We start from the raw sequence: 19515 nt of genomic DNA on the forward strand, positions 1-19515 counted from the left end.
GTATCCGTTCTATCTACCTGCCGAAGATTAACTATCAAGACGGCACGCTATGGCGCCGTCGCTCGCCTGAACTCTTCTCGGCTCGGCATCGTCCAGTCCGACGCTGTTTTTTCATGGATCGGATCATCGTTAGAAGCGCCACCGTAGGTGAACATCAGCAAGTAAAAGCCGAACGCCGTGGCCGCTAAAGCGGCTCTGCCCATGGGGTTCGCATCTTTGGCTAAACCACCCGGCCCAAGCCCGACCCAGCCTCCTCGCAAGTAAGCAAAGACCGCCTGGACAAACCATCCATGCACCGCCACCGCACCAATGAAATCGCGTCCATCCCCGGCAAAGCGCACAAAAGCGTTTACCAGCGAGGCCGCGATCATCAGCGCCAGTAATAAATACCGATAGCGTTTCAAGAACGCCAAGACACTACTTTCCACCCCCATAAAACTTTATTCCCCTTCATAGCCATCAGTGGCACACAAGCAAAACCCGATATTGAAGCACCGTCCCAACTAGTACGGACCTGGGCACAAGCGTATGGTCTGCTCTTATTGCTCGTTAAGTTGCGCTGAACAAAGGAATGCACGAATGGATGTTGCCCTGGCTCTTGACATTGAGGCCGCCGAAAGAGAGTACCTGAGCTCAAGAGTCGAGAACCTCACTCGGCTGGATGGAAACCCTTATGGCGCAAGCGTTTTCTTCAATGCAAACGTGCCGTGCTTCCATGTGAAAGCAACGCCTAGCCCAATGTTCAACCGGATCTATGCCGACATCACGGGCGACTCCCAAACCCTGTTGAACTTGCTCAAGCAATCCGCGCACTACCGCCCAGTCACCCCGCTGATCGCGAAGCCCTCCGAACTGGCTCCATCCACTCAAATAGCAGGGCAGCGCCTTGAGCGTTTGAAAGGCTGGACTCATTTGCAATTGGCCTGTGCCATCGACAGCGCGGCAGTGAATCATCACCCCTTCGAGATTGAGGAGGTCACGCCACAGACTCTTGCGCAATTCGCCCGTATTCATGCCGGTGGTTTCCATACCAAACCGCAACAGCGCTTATTGAATCAAGCTTCCTTTGCAGGGTTTGCGTCGAGCGAACGGGCGAAGATCTACGTGCTTAACGTTGATGGAGACGTCGTGGCAGGCGCATTGATGTTTTTGGCCAGTAACGGCATCGCTTACCTTGGGACGGCCGCCACGCGCAAGGACGCCCGGGGACTTGGCTATCATGCAGCGCTGATAACTCACCGGATAAAGCAGGCCAAAAAGCATGGCAGCCGTATGATCGCCGCCACCGCCCTGGCCAACTCGCAAAGCCGGCGGAACCTACAACGAGCTGGCCTGACGGTATCCCACGCTCAAGGGCTGTATCGCTTGGCAGATAACTGACCTTCAACCGCAGTAGCCGCAATGCCCCTCAATCAAAGGCCCCACTGAGCACCTCGTATATAAGGCCAGTGGCCAGGGTGACCAGGATCAGATCGGTGCCCGCCTGCTGCCATTCATACCCGTCGTAATGGGGCAGCCTGCCCAGCAACCGTCCATCCAGCTTCTTGGCAATACCTGGCGGGAGCGGCTTACCCCGTGCCAGGTTCTTTTGGATACCGGGTGGCAACGACGGGCCGGGCGTCCAGTAGTCGCGATAACCTCCCAACACACCCAGCACGCTGCCTCGATCAACGCTGGGGCCATGGCTGCGTTCGCCTGGGCCAGGGTTTTTTCCTTTGTTCCCCGAGTTGTCATGGCCTTGGCCGCTTTGAGCGGCATGTTTGGTATTGCCCTGGCCTTTGCCGTTGCCAGGGTCTGCCAGCGCGCAAGCGGACCCCAATGCCAAAGCCATACAGGTCACGGCGACTGCAAACGAGGATGATCTGAACATGAGCTAACTCTCAGGCAGTGAACGGTCCCTGGAATGTAGCCGGTATTAGCCCCTTGGGTGACAGCAGATGAGGCTTAAGTGTACGGCTGCCCGCGACGTGGTGGCACCAGATGCCTTTCACCCACCCCCATGGCCAGCCACACAGGGCTCACACTCAACAACCGCGCCATTTCATCCAGCCGTTGGCGCGGCAACCCCCGGGCAAACCAGTTCGTCAAGCACTGGGGGCTAATGCCCACGAACTCGGAAAACGCCATCGGAGAAATCCCTAACTCCCCCAACAACGCCCGTAAACGCCGCCCCGAAGCTCGCTGGTTGCGACGCTGAACCGCCGGCGACACTTGCGTGTCCTCATGCAGATACCTTCCCTTGACCATCGTGCCACTCCTTTTATCGCCCTCGAGGTGATCCACAAGACTATAAACAGCAGCGACTTATCGCGAAGCCTTGAAGGATCGCGATCAGCACAAAAGGAACAAGCCTACACTTCACATCCCAATCACCTACAGACAAGAGCCATGATCGATGCCTGTAAAATTTGCGCCTCATCGTGCTGCGCCCCTACCTGCCGCTACGAACTGGCTGATCCGCCAGGCACTGCCCGCCGACGTGCCTGCACTGATCGCCATGGACAGCTATGCGGCGGCCCACGCCAGCCGTCGCGCCTTTATCGACGATGCTGTCATTGGCCGGCACTGCCTGGTAGCCGTCACCGCGGGCCAGCACGTGGGCTACCTGGTGCTGACCCATGATTTTTTCGGCCACGGCTTTGTGGCGCTGGTGGTTGTGGCCGAGGCACACCAACGTCAGGGCGCGGCACTGGGTTTGCTGGCGGCGGCCGAAGCCGCGTGCACCACACCCAAGCTGTTTACTTCATGCAATGCGTCCAACAGCGCGTCGCAGGCCCTGATGGTAAAGGCAGGTTTTGTGCCAAGCGGGCGAATCGAGAATCTTGACGAACAAGACCCTGAGCTCGTGTACGTCAAGTTCATAGGGTGATCGGGAGTTCGCCCAGGCCTTACGCCTGCGCAGCCTGACGAAAAGGCTATCCACGGCGCACAGGTGTCGGTGCAGGGTTCGCCTCCAGACAGGAACTGCTACTGATGTTCGTGGACTTCGGCGTATAGGGGTTGTTCGGGGCGCAGATCAGCGCTGCGCTCTTGGTCTTTCTCGGGATGGCATTGGCCTTCATCGGCCTTTGCGCTGGACATGCCACTACACATCGCCGTAGTCCTGGGGCCGAGCCGCCGGCCGCCATCCTTTGCGTTCTGGCATAGGCGTGTCGATACGCTCTTTCAAGGTATTGGCCCGCAAGTGGGCGCCGATGACGGGACCAAAGCCCTCCGCTGTCGTGAGTTTGGGGATCGGCTTGCCGGGTTGCCCTGCTTCTTGAATTTCCTTGGGCCAGCGAGGCGCCCAGCACAGCAGTAAAGAAATCCAATGGCACAGCGCGTGCAGAAGAATAAGGGGAGAAAGCAAAGTCCCCGTAACCACCGCGGCGATCTTTCCGCCGTTGCGCCAGAAGCCGGACATGAAACGAAGAGTGGCCCGGATAGGCTCGATGGGGGTGGGGCTTAGAGGCAATAACCTTTTAGGTTTGGGCACGGCTTGCGGCCCCTCCTCCATATAGCGGCGGATGAACTCCCAGAAACCGACTAGTTCATCATTGCCATGCATGGGGCGGCCTAACATTAGAACTTCGTCATAGCCTGCGCCCGTGTGTTCCGACATAAAGGCGAGTAAGAGAAAGCCCCCGATGCCCATAAAATCTGGGTCCTCCGGGTTGATGGCAGGGATTACGGCCTCCCAGGGCAATGTGACAATACCGCCGGCATAATCCGGGCGATTAACGTAGACTTGGCGCGTTTTACGGTTGAAACGGGCAATGAGATGGCGCTGGGTAAATAGTTCTACACGTATCCAACGCCACGTATACCTCCAGAGGAAGTAGTTCATAGCACACCAAATTGCTATTTTAATAATAGCACCAACCATAAAAGAAAAACCCCACTCACCATACAAAGAAGATCCTATTAAAAATCTTTCGAGCGACACCCAAAAACTCGCATAAAAAGCATACAAATTTAAAACTACGGCAACGGATAAAAAGGCGAACGCTATTAAACCCCGTTTTTCCTCCTGGAATGCTGCGCGCACATCAATATATTCATCACTAAACACGTAGATAGATTCAGCATCGGAAGGGTGATTGCTCGTCGACTCATAATATTCCCATACTTTATTGCTAATGCTAGAAGATGACATAATCACAGATGCAGGTTTTCCGCCTTCATTCACTGCCTTTTCCCAAAACTCCCGCTGTCCCGGGCTCTCGGTTCTACCAGACCATATCACTCGTTCAAATAAGAACATCAGACACTCACCATTTTGTTGAATGCATCTCCTAACATAACCAGTTCTTCACCCTGCCCTTTAAACCCTTTCGTTTTTTTATTCATGCGGAAAACTGATTTTTCGCACCATACCTCCACAATCTTTGGCTGCAACAGCCAAACTATCGAACTTATAGCTAGGCCAGCCCATGCGAGTCGTGCCAAACTTGCACGCATCAACCTCAACACATGCTCAGCTGCTAAACGTCTAGCGAAAAAGTCTAGCACTTTCAAAATACTTAAAATTATTGGATTTCCGGTACGATTCATCAACATACGTAAATAGGGCCCGCTACCCGAAACTGCGATACCGGCAATCAACGCAGTTACAGCAAAGGAGGCCATTGCTCTAATCAAATAGGCCACCGATAAATAGCTTCGATTTTTTTGATCTTGTTCAATCGAGCTCCCAATATCTAATACCCCACCAATCGCCCCAGCGACCGCCCCCAAAAAAACCCCATACAACCTCACCCCCCCACCCCAGTTTGCTGCAATCCGACCTGTCGCAGTCCCAGCCCCATACTTCTTGCTGGTCCACTCCGCCCCGGTGTGCATCAAGTCCAGCGCAACAGCGGTGGTCGCCAGCGCTGCCGCTGCAAACTCCGCTTTTTGCTTATTGCCATCCGGCATGGCCTGCGCTTTGTTATAAAGCTGGAACGCTTCGTATAGCCCTACGATCACGCCGATGCGCAACGCATAGAAGTTACCCACCTTGCCGGACTCCAACTCCGCTTGAACCGATGCCCGCACCCGTACCTGCAACTGCGCACGTACCCGATCTATGCTTTTTCCGGCACATGCGCCCACTACACATCGCCGTAGTCCTGGGGCCGAGCCGCCGGCCGCCATCCTTTGCGTTCTGGCATAGGCGTATCGATACGCTCTTTCAAGGTATTGGCCCGCAAGTGGGCGCCGATGACGGGACCAAAGTCCTCCGCTGTCGTGAGTTTGGGGATCGGCTTACCGGGTTGCCCTGCTTCTTGAATTTCCTTGGGCCAGCGAGGCGCCCAGCACAGCAGTAAAGAAATCCAATGGCACAGCGCGTGCAGAAGAATAAGGGGAGAAAGCAAAGTCCCCGTAACCACCGCGGCGATCTTTCCGCCGTTGCGCCAGAAGCCGGACATGAAACGAAGAGTGGCCCGGATAGGCTCGATGGGGGTGGGGCTTAGAGGCAGTAACCTTTTAGGTTTGGGCACGGCTTGTGGCCCCTCCTCCATATAGCGGCGGATGAATTCCCAGAAACCGACTAGTTCATCATTGCCATGCATGGGGCGGCCTAACATTAGAACTTCGTCATAGCCTGCGCCTGTGTGTTCCGATGGAAAAGCCAAAAGGAGGAAACCACCTATTCCCATAAAATCTGGATCCTCCGGGTTGATGGCAGGGATTACGGCTTCCCAGGGCAATGTGACAATACCGCCGGCATAATCCGGGCGATTAACGTAGATTTGGCGCGTTTTACGGTTGAAGCGGGCAATGAGATGACGCTGGGTAAATAGTTCTACACGTATCCAACGCCACGTATATTTCCACAAGTAGTAATTCATAACAAACCAGAGACAAACAATCAGAGCACCAAATAACCAACCATCAATACCTACAGTTTTATCAGTATTAAAATCAGCAACCAACACACTAATAACCGCCCATACAAAACCATAAAACATGTACGAGTTTAGCCCCACAGATAACCCCAAGAAGGCAAATGCAATGAGTCCACGTTTTTCCTCTTGAAAAGCTGCTCTGACATCAATACAGTTTTCTTCAAAACCATACAATGAATCCGCGCAAGTAGGAGTATCACTGGCAGACTCGTAAAACTCCCATAGCTTTGATTTTTCATCCGCACGTTCAGAAACCGAGCCCCCCCCCGTACCATTTTGCTCGGTTTCCCTTCTCCAGAATTCTCGTTTCTCTGGACTTTCTGTTTTGACAGACCACATCATACGTTCAAATAAAAACATCACTCACCAACCATACTAATGAAGGCAGACTCCAAGCCTACAACCTCTTCAGCTTGATTTTTAAATCCGCTAGATTTTTTATTTTTCCGAAATACTGACTTATCGCACCACGCCTCAACAGCTTTTGGCTCAAACAGCCATATTGCCCCACCAATTAGCAACAAGCCCCAAGTAAGCCGAGCCAAACCCACACGCATCATAAGTAGCGCTCGCTCTGCAGCCAAACGCGTCGCCACTAGTTCTAAAATAGAAAGCATTTTCAAAGCAACGATGTTTCCGGTCCTAGCAATTAGCATTCGCAAATATGGACCGCTACCAGACATGGCAAGCCCCATAGAAAGAGCCGCAACTCCGAACGTGGCAACGCCTTTAACACTATAGGCGAGAGCTAACGAAAATCTCTTTTTATGGATTTGATCAATAGCAGTGCTTACATCTAGCGAACCACCAATCGCCCCACTGACCGCCCCCAAAAACCCCCCATACAACCTCAACCCCCCACCCCAGTTTGCGGCAATCCGACCTGTCGCAGTCCCAGCCCCATACTTCTTGCTGGTCCACTCCGCCCCGGTGTGCATCAAGTCCAGCGCAACAGCGGTGGTCGCCAGCGCTGCCGCTGCAAACTCCGCTTTTTGCTTATTGCCATCCGGCATGGCCTGCGCTTTGTTATAAAGCTGGAACGCTTCGTATAGCCCGACGATCACGCCGATGCGCAACGCATAGAAATTACCCACCTTGCCGGACTCCAATTCCGCTTGAACCGATGCCCGCACCCGTACCTGCAACTGCGCACGTACCTGATCGATGCTTTTCGGTGTTTTGGCTTCTGCCAACTCCTCCAGGCGTAACTGCGGGGCGTATTTCCCAAGGCGCCAGCTCACCGCCGTGACCAGCACATTGGCCATGACCTTATCGACACTGTTGGGCGAGCCGTAGGTAAATACCCCTTTGGCCAGTTGCGCATACCAGCCCATCAACACGCCCATTTGTGAGCGGGCCAGCCAGTCCATGGGCGTCAGTTTTTCGCCATCGGCCAAGACCTTATTGGCCTTCTCGAAAGACGTGATGATGCTTTTACCGCGTTTGATTTCCTGGATGGCGATGGCGGCGATGTCTTTGAGCGGCAGGCTGGCGAACAACGATTTGCTTTCAGCCAAGCCCACGCGGGTGTCTTCGAGCAGTGCCTGTTGATTCAGGGCATAGCCGCGCCAGAACAGGTTGCCGTCGGCAATGTGCGTGTCTTCCCACCACTGTGCCAGCAAGGCCTGGCCAGGCGGGCACGCCTCCATGCCCAGCGTGCACAGGGCCGTTTGGATCGCGAACGCCCAACCGCGTGCCCAGTCCTGCGGGTCGTAGGCATACAGGGCATTGAGCAGGTAGGGACTTTGCAACACCGTCACATGATCGCTGGCCCGCGCTTGGGCAGTGGCTTCGCACTCGGCGGTTTTCGCGTCGAATTGTGCGAGTACCGCATCCACCTCATTCATATCGAGTTGATCGAACAACTTGAGCGCCTGCGCTTCGGCGCGTTTTTTACGCCGTTCGATGGCCTCTTCGCCCATGAGCTGGCGCGTGGCAGCCTTGGCCGACTCGCGCATGCTTTCGCGTGCCTCGGCACCGGTATCCGGGTAAAGCCGTTTCGCCTCTTTGCGAATACTGGACTCTTCAAGGATCAATTCGAGTTCGCTCATCCTCCCACTGCGTTGGCGCAGCACACGCTGAACGTAAGCTTCCCGTTCGTCTTTGTTTTTGTCTGGAAACATGCCTTGCAGGTTGTCTTCGGTGTGGCTGTCGTACGCCCAGGTGTCGATGCTCTCATCGGCTTTTTGAATACGGTGCTCACGTATGCCCTCGCGCACATCCTTGAGCCGCAAAGCAACTTGAACCCGCCAGTGGTTGTTGACGCCGTCCTGCTCTTCATTCAGCCAGGGCTCCGCGCCCTCCAGGGCGGCATTACGCCAGGCGTTCAGTTCCTGGGTCACCCCAATGCCATCGCGCAACACCAGGGCCGCGCCCTGCCCGTGTTCCAGCGTGTCGCGCAGCGTTTCAAGGCGCGCCTGTGACGCCATCAGACGCCCGCTCTGCAGCGCATCAGAAGGACAAAGCGGCGGATACGCTTGCTGATTCAGGGCATTGAGCAGTGCTGGGGAGCGCGCGGCCAAATGCGTCGGGGCCGCATCTTGAGCCGTCGCCGTGGCCCGGATACCCAGCGCCTTGTACTCCAACACCCATTGCGCCAAGGCGCTGGGCTCAAGGCTAAACGGCTGCTGGCGGCGACCGCTGACCCAGTCTGCCGGGCTAAACCGTTGCATTTTTCCGTCATGGGCGAACGCCGCCGCAAACGCTTGGTATTCGTCCAGCTTGGCTTCGGACAATGGGTCCGGGGTGTACAACCAGTACGTGCTGTTCACCTCTTGCGGTTTTTCAATACTCACCACCGAGGTAGAAGCCGCGTTGGCGTCCCGATAGCAACTGAAGGCAAGGCTGGGTGACGGCGGATAAAGTGGCGCGAACTGGTAAAGCCGCGCATCGTCGGTCACAAAGTACGACTGCCAGGTTTTCAGCCCTTTACGCTCCACCAGCACATACAGGTAACTTTTGCGCAACATCCGCGCACCGAAACGTACCTGGGGAAAGTCGAAGGATTCACCCAGCGACACCACCGAGACTTTATCCAGCAACTGCGGGCTTTCGCTGCAGAAAGCCGAGTGCCGCAATGGAAAGATCAGCAAGCCCTGCTTGTCACAGAAAGAGCATTTGCCAGGCGTATTCGCCAACACTGAATGTTGGACGGCTTTTATTATTGGATTGCTCACAGCAATATCATCCGATGAGTGACTCGATCGACACTTTGGCGTTGCCTCGGTCTATGTATGCTCGTGGCGTTTGTCGCCCGGACAGTGACCACCTGTGATGTATTCAGCATTGCCCCCTGCAACTGCGTAAAAAACACTGAGGGGCTGACAAAACTAGCCTGCATGGGTCTGTTCCATTTCCTGCTTGATACGTAGAAGTTCATCGCCGCTCATTGCATCTATCGCTTCACCAAAGCTGCTCCCCACTTTCCGGGCGTCCTCCAGCACTTGGCGAATACGAGGGTGCTGGTCAAAATTGCGATGCAACCAAACGCCTAACACTGCGAAAGTTGCTTGCTCCATTCCTCCCGTGAGGCCTTGTCCAATCGCGCGCTGGACTAACAGGGTTATTTGAGCGACCCAGTCACGCTCATAGGAACAACCCAATGTCCGTAATACTTGAACTGCCGAGTTAACGACTTCAACCTGCTTTAATGCTGACCACTGCTCGGCACTCGCGAGAAACGGCGCTCGACTTATAGCTGCAGAGGAGGGATATGTCGTTTGCTGTAACTGTGCCCCCTCATTCAAATAGTTCCATTGCTCGACACCACTCTCGAGTTGCATCACCTGCGGCATGTCGAAAACAACAGGAAGTTGTGCCATCACTCGAGGGTCATAGAACCGCAGCCGGGCCTTACCATTAGCGTGCAGCAGCTTGAGCTTCGAACTTAACAGGCTCGCCAACGGCGCTGGGGACAGCGAGGAAAATAACCAACCACCAACCTGCCGTAGACGACACGCAGAACTCATCGTTTGTTGTACTGCCAGGTCAACACTGGCATCCAACAACGGGTCGTGACGATCCTCTAACCTCACCAGTAGTGGCGCTTTTTGAGGCCATTGAGCGAAATCGGAATGCTTCAAGTACGCCATATTTTCTTGCGCCCGATCCCGCACAACTTGATCCAATGCGTGAGGACGCGCCATGTCCAGCAAAACATAGGTGTTGGGATACACCTCCACCTTGTTAAACAACTGGTCCTTGATTGCACTGATGTCGACCTCGTCCATAGAAGTCTCCCCTTTCCTAAACAACTGATGCACCTGTCATGTCCGCTTCGCTATTTTTGAACTCACAACTCGTGAACCGGCCTTTATTCAACACAACTGGATTAGGGGCCCCGCTCTTTGGGCCCGTTAAGGCATGACGCTGCGCCTTGAACGTCACCGCCCCCGGCGCGTGGATTTCAATGTTGTCCCCTCCCAGCCGGATCGTTGCCCCTTGCACGTTCAGCGACACCTGCTGTTTGCCCTGGACATGGGCGCTGCCTTGGGTGCTGACCATGCGTATGTTCTGCTGTGCGGCAACGCTGATTTTGTCGCTTTGCGCTTGTACGCTGACCGCGCCCGTGGCGGCGTGCAGGGCGATGCCGGTGTTCGCGATGGGCCGGTTGTCGCCTGCTGTGCCTCGGGTAAACAGCACCAGGCCTTGGGCGGCGAGGAAGGCTGCGTGGCCTTGGGCGGTGAGGTTGATGTCGGCGCCGGCGTTGAGTAGGCATTGCGTACCGGTGGCCCAGATCTGGTGCTTGGGGGTCAGGCTGAGTACGCCCGCTTGGCCATAGAGCGCGAGAAGCGGTTTACTCCATGCCGCGACTTGCCCTTCGCCACCGCCGATGCCCGAGCCTGCTGCGCTTCCCTGTTGCGTTGCCTGGAGACTTTCCTGGCTGTTTTGCAGGGCTTTACGGGTGGGCAATGGCTTGCCGTCGTGGGCGAGCCCGGCATTCTGCTGGGTGGCGCTGTCGGCTAATTGGTCCACTTGCTCTTGGGCTTTTTCCAGCTCGGCCAACAGCCCCTTGGCCTGCATTTGCTGGTCCGCCGGCTCCGTGGTCAGCAAGAGCCCGGTGCCGGCGCGTAAAGCGCCTTGGGCCCGGGTGTGCAGTTCGATGCCGTAGCCTCGATCGGTCAGGCGTTTGTTGTCTTGGGTCTGCTTGAGGTGCCCTAAGGTGAGGCCAGTGTCTTGGTCGGTGGTGTAGAGCTGGACGCGGCTTTGCCCGGGGGTGTCGTCGAACTGAAGGTGTCGATAGCCGCCGTTGCCGGTGGCGCTGGTGGACAGGTCTTGGGTTTTCCAGCCACTGAGTACCCCCGCGTGCTGGTTACCGGGGAACCACGCCGGGGCATTGCCGGTACTGCCCGAGGGCCCGCCCGCGATCTGGTTATGCGCCGCCTCGACCTGGCCCCGGCCGTTGTACAACGAGCCGATGACCACGGGGCGGTCGATATGCCCTTCAAGGAACTCTACCAGCACCTCCTGCCCGACCCGAGGCACCCAGGCGCTGCCCCAATTGCCGCCGGCCTGGGTCGCGGCCACGCGCACCCACGTGCCCACGCTGGCGTCTGCCGGTGCATTGTCGGTCGCGCGCGGGTGGGGGCGATGGCTGGAGGAGCGTTCACCGCGCTGCCAGTGGAATTGCACCTTGATGCGTTGGTCACGGTCCGTCAGCACCGGGCCGCCGTCGCCGATCACAATGGCGCTCTGCGCGCCGTGGACGGTTGGGACAGGATGCAGGCGGCGGCCGTGACCGTCCTGGGTTTGCGGGCGATAGGGGTGGCTGGCGGGGATCAATGTGAAGTGGTTGCGATAGACGGCCTGCGGCTGGTCGGGCAGCGGCCCCAGCCCTGCTAGCACGGCCGCTTGCAGTTGAGCATCCAGGTTATTGCGGGCCTGATGGCGCACACGGATGCACAGCATGGGTTCGTCTGCCTGAACGCTGTCGTGGTTACTCAGACACAGGAGGGAGCCCGCTGCCAGGCGCCGCCATGTCCCCTGGCTGTGCACTTGCCGACGCGCAACCTGTTGGGCATTGAGGTGCTGACGGGCACGCTGCTCACCCTGGGTGGTGTCCGTCCAGGCGTAAGGGCCGGCCGTGTCCTGGTCCACACAGCCGCTGATGCCCGTGTCGCCCTGTGCGTGCGCTGACAACAATGAATGGCTGCGGTAGTCCCAGCTTTGGCGCTGTACCTGCCCCACCCTCCAACGTTGTTCTTCTGCCCAGTGCTGAACACTGTCCTCTGCCTCGGTGACGTCGCTGCGGTGAAAACGCACCGATACCGGGGCATGCGGGGCCAGTTTGCTGTTGCTGTCGGTCAGCACCAAGGTATGGCTGCCCAGGCTGGGGGCCTGGGCATCGCCGAGATGCTCAACGTGATAGGCAATGCCTTCCTCAGCCAGCAAGCGCTGCACAAACGCCAGGTCACTTTCCTGATATTGAGTCGTCAGGCTGCGCTTGCGGTACACGCCCGGATCCGCCAGGGCCCAGCGCCACCGCGGCTGAACCACGCCCTGGCTATAGAACCCGAAGATTTGCTCGCAAATCTGCATCACAGTCAGGTCATGAAAGGCGTAGCTGTCTTGCCGGTGTTGCAGCAGGCTCAGCCACGGCTCGATACGCAACTGATAACGGGCCAAGCCCCCATTGCTGCCAACGCGGGTGCAATGGCTGACATGCCCATGAAAGGCCCGCATATCCGTGCGCGAGTCAGCACACTGCATCTGCAACAACACCGGTGCGCCGACCAGTTGCTCAATAGGCAAACGCTCGTCTGCGGACAAGGCACTGAGTTGCAAGCAATAGCCTTGCTGGTCCAGCGCCTCCCAACCGTCGAGGTACTCGGCGACCAGCGCGTCTGCGCCCAAAGGGGTGTGCAGTTGCAAGAGGCGTTGCTGTTGCGTTAAGGCGGTGGAGAACGTCACAGGTCATCCTTCCCGATGGAGTTCACTTGATCTGGTAGGTAAAGCCGCGCTTATTGGCACCGACTTTGATTCGAGACAGCGCCTGCCCCTCGGCCATGCGTGCCAGAACGGCGTCGGCGATTTCCGGAAGCAGGCTGCCATTGATGATCTGGTCAACGGCACGGGCGCCGATGTCCACTTCAGTGCAACGCACCAGCAATGACTCAACCAGCGCATCGTCGTAGTGGAACTCAGCTTGGTGATTGGCCTCGACACGGCGACCGACGCGATCCAGTTTCAAACGGATAATCGCGGCCAACGACTCATCGTTGATCGGGTAATAAGGCACCACATCCATGCGCCCCAGAAAGGCAGGCTTGAAGGTCTTGTACAGCGTGGGGCGGATCAGCTCCGACAACTGTTTGACATCCGGCAGTTCATCGGGCGTTTTGTTGAGGCATGCCTGCATGATTAGCGACGAGGCGGTATTGCTGGTGAGGATTATCAGCGTGTTACGAAAGTCGATTTCGCGGCCTTCGGCGTCGTCCAACACGCCTTTATCAAACACCTGATAAAACAGTTCGAGCACATCCGGGTGAGCCTTTTCTACTTCGTCGAGCAGCACCACGCTGTACGGGTTACGTCGCACGGCTTCGGTCAGTTGCCCGCCTTCGCCGTAACCGACATACCCGGGCGGCGAGCCTTTGAGCCCCGAAACGCTGTGCGCCTCCTGGTATTCACTCATGTTGAAGGTAATCAACTTGCGTTCGCCACCGTACAGCGCATCGGCCAAGGCCAGAGCGGTCTCAGTCTTGCCTACGCCGGAAGGTCCGACGAACAGGAATACCCCCTTGGGTTTGCTGGGGTCTTCAAGATAAGCACGCGCGGTACGCACCCGCTGTGCGATAGCGGCCAAGGCGTGGGGCTGACCGATCACCCGGGTCTCCAGTACGTCACCTAAAGTGCGCACCGTGCGAATTTCGTCCTTGACCATCTTGCCCAAAGGAATGCCAGTCCATGCGCAAACCACCTGGGCAATGACATTGGCGTCAACCTGCAAGGGCAGTAACGGACTTTCCCCTTGCACCTTGGCCAAGGCGCCCAAGGCCTCGTCCAGCTCCAATCGCAGCGGCGACACGGAAACTTTTTTACGCCCTGGCGCAGGAGGATTGATCGAGGAAGGTGCCTGCTCTAATTCGGCTCGCAGTTCAGCGATACGTTGGACCAGCGAGGCTTCTTGCTGCCAAAGCGCATTGGCCTCGTCCAACTGTTGGGTCAGCGTCTGCGATTGCGCTTGCAACTCAATCAAGCGTTTCTCATGCTGTGCGCCACTGGCTAGCTCACGGTTCAAGGCCTGGCGCTGGACCTCCAGTTGCTCCAACTGTTTCTGAAGATCGGCAATCAGCGCGGGCCGTACTCCTTGGCTCAAGGCGACCCTTGAACAAGCCGTGTCTAACACGCTAACGGCCTTGTCCGGCAGTTGCCGGGCGCTGATATAGCGATGCGACAGCCGCACCGCTTCAGTGACCGCCTCATCCAGCACGCGGACATTGAAGTGCCGCTCCATCAATGGAACCAACGCTCGTAACATCGCGGCCGCTACCGGCTCAGACGGCTCATCCACTTTGACCATCTGAAAGCGACGGGCCAGTGCCGCATCTTTCTCAAAATACTTTTTGTACTCGGACCATGTGGTGGCCGCCAAAGTACGCAGCTCCCCGCGCGCCAAGGCAGGCTTGAGCAGATTGGCAGCATCATTTTGCCCAGCCGTGCCCCCGGCACCGATCAACGTGTGGGCTTCGTCGATAAACAGAATGATGGGGACCGGGTGCTTTTTGACTTCTTCAATGACGTTTTTAAGGCGCAGTTCAAACTCACCTTTGACGCTGGCCCCGGCTTGCAGCAACCCCATGTCCAACGCCAGCAATTCAACGCCCAGCAACGCGCTAGGCACATCGCCGGCGACGATGGCGTGCGCCAGTCCTTCGGCAACGGCCGTCTTGCCCACACCGGCTTCGCCGGTGAGGATCGGGTTGTTTTGCCGCCGGCGCATGAGGATGTCGATCACCTGGCGAATTTCCATCTCACGCCCGATTACCGGGTCCAGTAGCCCGTCACGGGCGCGCTGGGTCAGGCTGGTGGTGAACTGATCCAGCGCCGGTGTTTTCACCCGCACAGCGGCCCCCTCACTGGCCTCTCCTTCAGGCGTAGCCCCGCTGACATGATCCTGCTCCTGGGAGCCTTCGGTGAAGCGATCGAAATGAGCCCTAAGGTCTTCAGGCGACAACTGCGCCAGAACTGTCGAACTACGAGTCGCCCGTTGCGCCAGGGCCGGCTGGGTCAGTAATGCGAGGAGTAAGTGACCGCTACGAATAGCCCCGTCCTGTGCTTCCAGAGAGGCAATCAGCCAGGCACTTTCGAGCCATACCGGCAGTTGCATCGAGAACACCGGGGTGCGGGTGTTACCGTCGCGTAGCGTGCCCAGCTCCTGACTGAGTTCCGCCTCCAGTTGCTCCAGGCTCAAGCCGCTGCGCTTGACGATGACGGACACATCACTGTGGCGCTGCTCCAGCAAGGCCAACAACAGATGTTCAACCTCCACCTCAAAATGCCCGCGCGCCCGACAACGGCTGGCGGCTTGTTCGGCGGCTTGACGGCAGGTGGTGTTGAGTTTGGCGATCAGGGTTTTCAGTGAAATGCTCATCGTGCGTCCTAGATAAATGTCGTGGTCAAGCCGTCAGCGTTGCCCCACGTGTTCAATGCAATGTGACGATCTGGTAACGGGCATCGGTGCGATCCATGTGTTGCGCCTGGGTGACCAGGAACGCATCCCTGCCCAACCGTCTGCTGCCTATTGGTGACAGGGTTACCCCGCCCACCTGATCGGCTTTCAGGACCAGGCACACCTCAAACTCCAGGCTGCTGCCGACCATCAAGGTCAGCCATGTTGCCAACGCCTTAGCGGCGTTCGCACCGGGCAAAAAGTCATCAAACGTTTCGCGTAACAGCGGCCCTACCCATAAGCGCATGCGCAAATCGCGCTGCCAGACCCGCCCACCGACCAAGGCATTGCGCCCTAATGTCAAGCCGGGGGCGCCCAGGAAAGAGCGTTGATCCGTTGGTACCGAATGCCAACCGCCAACAAACTGCTCAATTCGTATGGGTACCTGGAAATATTCGCTGAGTACGCGTTGTAAATACGTCACCGACAACGGCCGATGGCCGATGGCCCCGCTGTAGAACGCAAGGGCTGGGTCGGATACACCGCCCGATGCGGGGTCGTTGGAAAGAGAGCGTTGAGTCAAGCCGGTTAAGGCTTGGGTCAACGGCAGAAAACGCCCCTGGCGATCCAACTCGTACTGCAAAGCGAGTCGGTACTTCTTCCACGCGCCGTAAAACAACGCCGTGGCGCGGTTGCTGAAGATGTCCAGAAAAGCTCGCGCAGCCCGATCGCGATGGACCAACTCCCGCTCGCCCAGGCGCTCGGTGTAGGACAGAGGTAACGCTCCCTGCCCTCCCAATAGGCCAAAAAACGCCGGCGTCAGTGACACAGAATCAAGATGACCCTGAAAATGCGCCTGCCATCGTTCAACACGTTCCAGCCCCTGTTCGGGGGTGTTTGCCAACACCTCCATCCGTTCAAGCTCACTGGCCGGAAAGCCCAAGGCTAATGTGTTGTGAAATTGCAGCCGCTTACCCACCACGTCGCCGGGTCGATCGCCCTGCCCAACAAACAGATGCTCAAGCACCCTAACCGCCTGAAAAAACTCATAGCGATAAGGTTGCTCGACCATCCGAGCGATCACACCAGTATCGAGTCGCCGCTTCGGGGTTGGCATCGAAGGACCTCCTCACCGCTGTGTTTGGATATCAGCACCAGTTGCGTGAAGCTGTTGGCGTGAACGTAAAGCCCAAAGAAGTGATCCAGCACCTGGGCAAAGATATGCAGGCCGATACCGACAAGGCTTTCATCATCGATCACCAACCGTATTTCGGTCCCGCGCGCCACGCTGGCGAAGTATTTTCCGGGCAGCCAGGCTGTGACCGGGCGGTGGTTTAGCTCGTGTATACCTTCGATTTGCCGGGCGGTCGTGGCTGAACGCTGCAAGTCGTAGAGCTTGAGCATTTCGCGAAACGCAGCAGCCCCCCCCTCGACCAGCGATAGGTGGTTGAGCGACAAATGGGAAATCAAGCGCCATTGCGCGCCGCGATCACAGGCAAAACGCACGGCTGCCGTAGGTTTGCGCAACAGCGAAATACGCTGTGCCAGGGAGCCACCGGGCATACGTAAATCTCCGCTCGGCACGCCATAGGCGAGTTGCTCAGGGAGATTGCGATTGCTGCAGGTCAGCTCCAGGCTTAATGACGAATTGCCTGGAGAAATGGGGTCCATGTCAGGATCGACTATGGTCAATTGCAGTTCATGACCAGGGCTTTTACGCGCCAGATTTTCATCCCGGTGTGCCACCCAGTAAAGACCGTTACGCTCTTGGCATTCGCCGTGGTGCAACGAATAGAATGGCCGGATCTCACTCTGGGATTCTCCACCTGCTGTTTCGGTGGCACGGGTGACTGATTCGATGGCATGCACTTCAAACGCAGACGCCGCTTGTTGGTCTGCGACAACGCTGTATGAGACAGCCTGGTGCGATACCAAAATAGGACGTGCGTGCTGTCGAAACAGGTTCACCACCGGCGTACAGTGCAAGCGCACGTTGGCGGCGGATAGCCCTTCCAGCAGCCGCGAAGCGGTCGAACCTGGAAGCACATCGCTGAGCAATAGATGCAGCGTGAAACGCCGGCCTTGAGCACCGCTCAAATCGCAGTCATAGAAACCAAATTTCTCTGGAAACGCGAAAAATTCCGTCAATAACCGATACGCCGGATGGGCGCGCGCCGGCCAATCAATCAGCGCCTCATTCTCGGCAAAACCAACACTTTTCATCGGTGACGCGCAGAGTGCCTGCCATTGCCCGCTGTCGCTCGACTCGAGATAGGCCTTTGCGACATTCAGCGCGAGCACATCGCGCAGCACTGCACAAAACGAAGGTTCACCGTCGATAAACAATCGAACATGATCCAGCCCCAGCTCTCGCATGGAGCCATGAGTAGACTGGAGCTCGAAGGTAATTGAAAGCTGGGCGCTGGCCTTGAGGGGTATTTGCACAGCTCGGGGTGCCTGGACCAAAGGGCTAAAACGCGCCGATGCAATGCGCAATGGCGCCAAAGTCACGTCGTAGACTGTGCGAAACCGACATTCCACACCCCGCACAGGACGGGACAACAACTCCGATCCGCGCGGTAATGTCACGCATTCGGACAGCTTCCCCGCACCGTCACCGAGATCGAACGCGGTAATCGAGCATGCAGGAAAGGGTCGCAAATAGTGCGGGTACAGCACTTGCAGCAGTGCTTCGGTAAATTCGGGGTAATCGTCTTCGATCTTTTTCGAGATGCGTGCGCCCATTAGGGCAAACGATTGAATCATCCGCTCGACATGGGGGTCTTCACTGACGTCGCCGGCCAGCAACAACCGACCGGCAATTTTCGGATAACGTTCAGAAAACTGACGAGAGTAACCGCGCAGGAAAGCCAGCTCGCGTTCGTAAAACGGCAGGAGATCGTCCATGGACATTTACTCACTCACCGCCAAGCGGCGGGTTTTACTGACGCGGTACTGCAAAGTGCTGGGCTGCAGTAATGCATCGAAACTGACAGGTTCACGTGCCGGATGAACAATCAACATTGCGCTGATCGAGAAGCGCAAGCCCCCCGAAGCACGTCGGTGCTTATCCAGAGATACACGGATATCCTTCAGACGCGTCTCGTGCAGGGCGATGGCTTTTTCCAACGCCGTACAGATAAACGCACGGTCCACAGAACTCGCCAGGCTACGGCTTGATACATCGCGCAAGCCATAGGTCATCAATGACGCCTGGCAATGTGGGAACTCTTTTAAAACGTCTTCTTCCATGACCAAGCGACTGTTGAGCAAAGCCTCAACATCCAGCGCCACGGACTCCTTGAACTGCTCCAGGGTGTGCCGAGTAAATTTACCCTGAGCAACGCTATGCGGTGCCTCATCAAAGAGCTTTTCCAGCAGGCTAGGTTCGTATCCTTTCACTCAGAAGTAGTCCTTTGGTCCGAGAAATACTCACCCAGAGCCATGCAGAAAATGTTTTGGAAAAGTAGTTCGAGGCCATGACCACGCCATGGCCCGAATTAACCCGTCAATCAGACCGCAAACGATTTGTCGTTCTTGGTCAAGCTCCACGCACCCTGGGTGTTGCCTTGCTGGCCGCCACCACTGGCTTTCTGGGTGTAGCGCCATTGCACGGCGGCATACTTCAATCTGAACGTTTCCATAGGCTCCTGTCCCGCCACTACTTTAGGCGCGATACTGGCTACCACAGCGTTTTTCAAATCGATCGCCAAATACTTCACGCGCTGACCTTCGCCGTCCCGCTTAAAGAACTCGATGGTGATTTCTTTGAAGGTGGTTCCACTGGACGCTGCTTCATACAACTGCGGGCTGGTGACATCCATGGTCTTGGTGAACTCCATCGCATCGTGTTCGCAACGTTCGGCAGTATTACCACCGGTTGCGGACGCCGTTGACGATTTTGGTTGGCGAATTTCATGCACCCAAGAATCGATTTCCAACCAATCCGCGTGGTCCTTATCCAGAGACTCACCCTTCACATCCGGCTGTCCAATTTTGAGGTAGATGTCTTTCATTACTTCGTCCTTTTTTAGG

General features: G+C 56.9%; 15 protein-coding genes. 2 read left to right on the top strand and 13 right to left on the bottom strand.

Features of this window, described 5'->3' with window-relative positions:
* Positions 1–47: 47 nt before the first annotated feature.
* Entirely contained in the window at positions 48–413 is a 366-nt protein-coding gene (locus tag CKW13_RS17335; protein WP_256576612.1) for a hypothetical protein, read from the bottom strand.
* A 166-nt stretch (positions 414–579) separates the two neighbouring features.
* Here CKW13_RS17335 and CKW13_RS17340 point away from each other — a divergent pair, with 166 nt between their 5' ends.
* Positions 580–1380: a GNAT family N-acetyltransferase gene (locus tag CKW13_RS17340; RefSeq protein ID WP_095109816.1), complete on the top strand. Its 801-nt coding sequence runs from the start codon at positions 580–582 to the stop codon at positions 1378–1380.
* A gap of 28 nt (positions 1381–1408) precedes the next feature.
* Here the strand turns inward: CKW13_RS17340 and CKW13_RS17345 are convergent, their stop codons facing one another.
* Positions 1409–1870: an anti-virulence regulator CigR family protein gene (locus tag CKW13_RS17345; RefSeq protein ID WP_095109817.1), complete on the bottom strand. Its 462-nt coding sequence runs from the start codon at positions 1868–1870 to the stop codon at positions 1409–1411.
* Between the two features lie 525 nt (positions 1871–2395).
* Here CKW13_RS17345 and CKW13_RS17355 point away from each other — a divergent pair.
* A complete protein-coding gene (locus CKW13_RS17355; protein ID WP_095109819.1) occupies positions 2396–2869 on the top strand; it encodes a GNAT family N-acetyltransferase in 474 nt (157 codons plus the stop codon).
* Between the two features lie 216 nt (positions 2870–3085).
* On the opposite strand, the gene CKW13_RS17360 is transcribed toward CKW13_RS17355, so the two are convergent.
* The 11 genes from CKW13_RS17360 to CKW13_RS17410 form a co-directional block, all read right to left on the bottom strand.
* Complete coding sequence (locus CKW13_RS17360) at positions 3086–4243, bottom strand: DUF6708 domain-containing protein (RefSeq protein ID WP_141233988.1); 1158 nt, start codon at positions 4241–4243, stop codon at positions 3086–3088.
* A complete protein-coding gene (locus CKW13_RS17365) occupies positions 4243–4977 on the bottom strand; it encodes a hypothetical protein (protein ID WP_141233989.1) in 735 nt (244 codons plus the stop codon). The genes CKW13_RS17360 and CKW13_RS17365 overlap by 1 nt, the downstream gene beginning before the upstream one ends.
* A gap of 95 nt (positions 4978–5072) precedes the next feature.
* Complete coding sequence (locus tag CKW13_RS17370) at positions 5073–6230, bottom strand: DUF6708 domain-containing protein (RefSeq protein WP_095109822.1); 1158 nt, start codon at positions 6228–6230, stop codon at positions 5073–5075.
* Positions 6230–9046, bottom strand: coding sequence for a T6SS effector BTH_I2691 family protein (locus tag CKW13_RS17375; protein WP_371856240.1), 2817 nt, complete (start codon positions 9044–9046; stop codon positions 6230–6232). The genes CKW13_RS17370 and CKW13_RS17375 overlap by 1 nt, the downstream gene beginning before the upstream one ends.
* A 153-nt stretch (positions 9047–9199) precedes the next feature.
* On the bottom strand, positions 9200–10099 hold the full coding sequence (locus CKW13_RS17380) for a DUF4123 domain-containing protein (RefSeq protein ID WP_095109824.1): 900 nt from the start codon (positions 10097–10099) through the stop codon (positions 9200–9202).
* 16 nt (positions 10100–10115) lie between these two features.
* Positions 10116–12779: a type VI secretion system Vgr family protein gene (locus tag CKW13_RS17385; protein WP_095109825.1), complete on the bottom strand. Its 2664-nt coding sequence runs from the start codon at positions 12777–12779 to the stop codon at positions 10116–10118.
* 22 nt (positions 12780–12801) lie between these two features.
* Positions 12802–15456: a type VI secretion system ATPase TssH gene (gene tssH, locus CKW13_RS17390; protein WP_218192062.1), complete on the bottom strand. Its 2655-nt coding sequence runs from the start codon at positions 15454–15456 to the stop codon at positions 12802–12804.
* Between the two features lie 58 nt (positions 15457–15514).
* Positions 15515–16597, bottom strand: a complete 1083-nt coding sequence (gene tssG, locus CKW13_RS17395) for a type VI secretion system baseplate subunit TssG (protein WP_095109827.1) — start codon at positions 16595–16597, stop codon at positions 15515–15517.
* The gene (tssF, locus tag CKW13_RS17400; RefSeq protein WP_095109878.1) at positions 16561–18387 is read right to left on the bottom strand and encodes a type VI secretion system baseplate subunit TssF; all 1827 of its coding nucleotides are present in this window, start codon (positions 18385–18387) and stop codon (positions 16561–16563) included. Before tssF ends, tssG begins: the two co-directional genes overlap by 37 nt.
* A 6-nt stretch (positions 18388–18393) precedes the next feature.
* The gene (tssE, locus tag CKW13_RS17405) at positions 18394–18882 is read right to left on the bottom strand and encodes a type VI secretion system baseplate subunit TssE (protein ID WP_095109828.1); all 489 of its coding nucleotides are present in this window, start codon (positions 18880–18882) and stop codon (positions 18394–18396) included.
* Positions 18883–18992: 110 nt separating this feature from the next.
* Positions 18993–19496, bottom strand: coding sequence for a type VI secretion system tube protein Hcp (locus tag CKW13_RS17410; protein ID WP_095109829.1), 504 nt, complete (start codon positions 19494–19496; stop codon positions 18993–18995).
* Positions 19497–19515 lie beyond the last annotated feature (19 nt).

It is taken from the genome of Pseudomonas sp. Irchel 3E20 (assembly GCF_900187645.1).
Classification (GTDB): domain Bacteria; phylum Pseudomonadota; class Gammaproteobacteria; order Pseudomonadales; family Pseudomonadaceae; genus Aquipseudomonas.

Coding starts and splice junctions, on each gene's coding strand:
- CKW13_RS17340 (WP_095109816.1), top strand. CDS start 580: ATGGATGTTGCCCTGGCTCTTGACATTGAGGCCGCCGAAAGAGAGTAC.
- CKW13_RS17345 (WP_095109817.1), bottom strand. CDS start 1,870: ATGTTCAGATCATCCTCGTTTGCAGTCGCCGTGACCTGTATGGCTTTG.
- CKW13_RS17355 (WP_095109819.1), top strand. CDS start 2,396: ATGCCTGTAAAATTTGCGCCTCATCGTGCTGCGCCCCTACCTGCCGCT.
- CKW13_RS17360 (WP_141233988.1), bottom strand. CDS start 4,243: ATGTTCTTATTTGAACGAGTGATATGGTCTGGTAGAACCGAGAGCCCG.
- CKW13_RS17370 (WP_095109822.1), bottom strand. CDS start 6,230: ATGTTTTTATTTGAACGTATGATGTGGTCTGTCAAAACAGAAAGTCCA.
- CKW13_RS17380 (WP_095109824.1), bottom strand. CDS start 10,099: ATGGACGAGGTCGACATCAGTGCAATCAAGGACCAGTTGTTTAACAAG.
- tssG (WP_095109827.1), bottom strand. CDS start 16,597: ATGCCAACCCCGAAGCGGCGACTCGATACTGGTGTGATCGCTCGGATG.
- tssF (WP_095109878.1), bottom strand. CDS start 18,387: ATGGACGATCTCCTGCCGTTTTACGAACGCGAGCTGGCTTTCCTGCGC.
- CKW13_RS17410 (WP_095109829.1), bottom strand. CDS start 19,496: ATGAAAGACATCTACCTCAAAATTGGACAGCCGGATGTGAAGGGTGAG.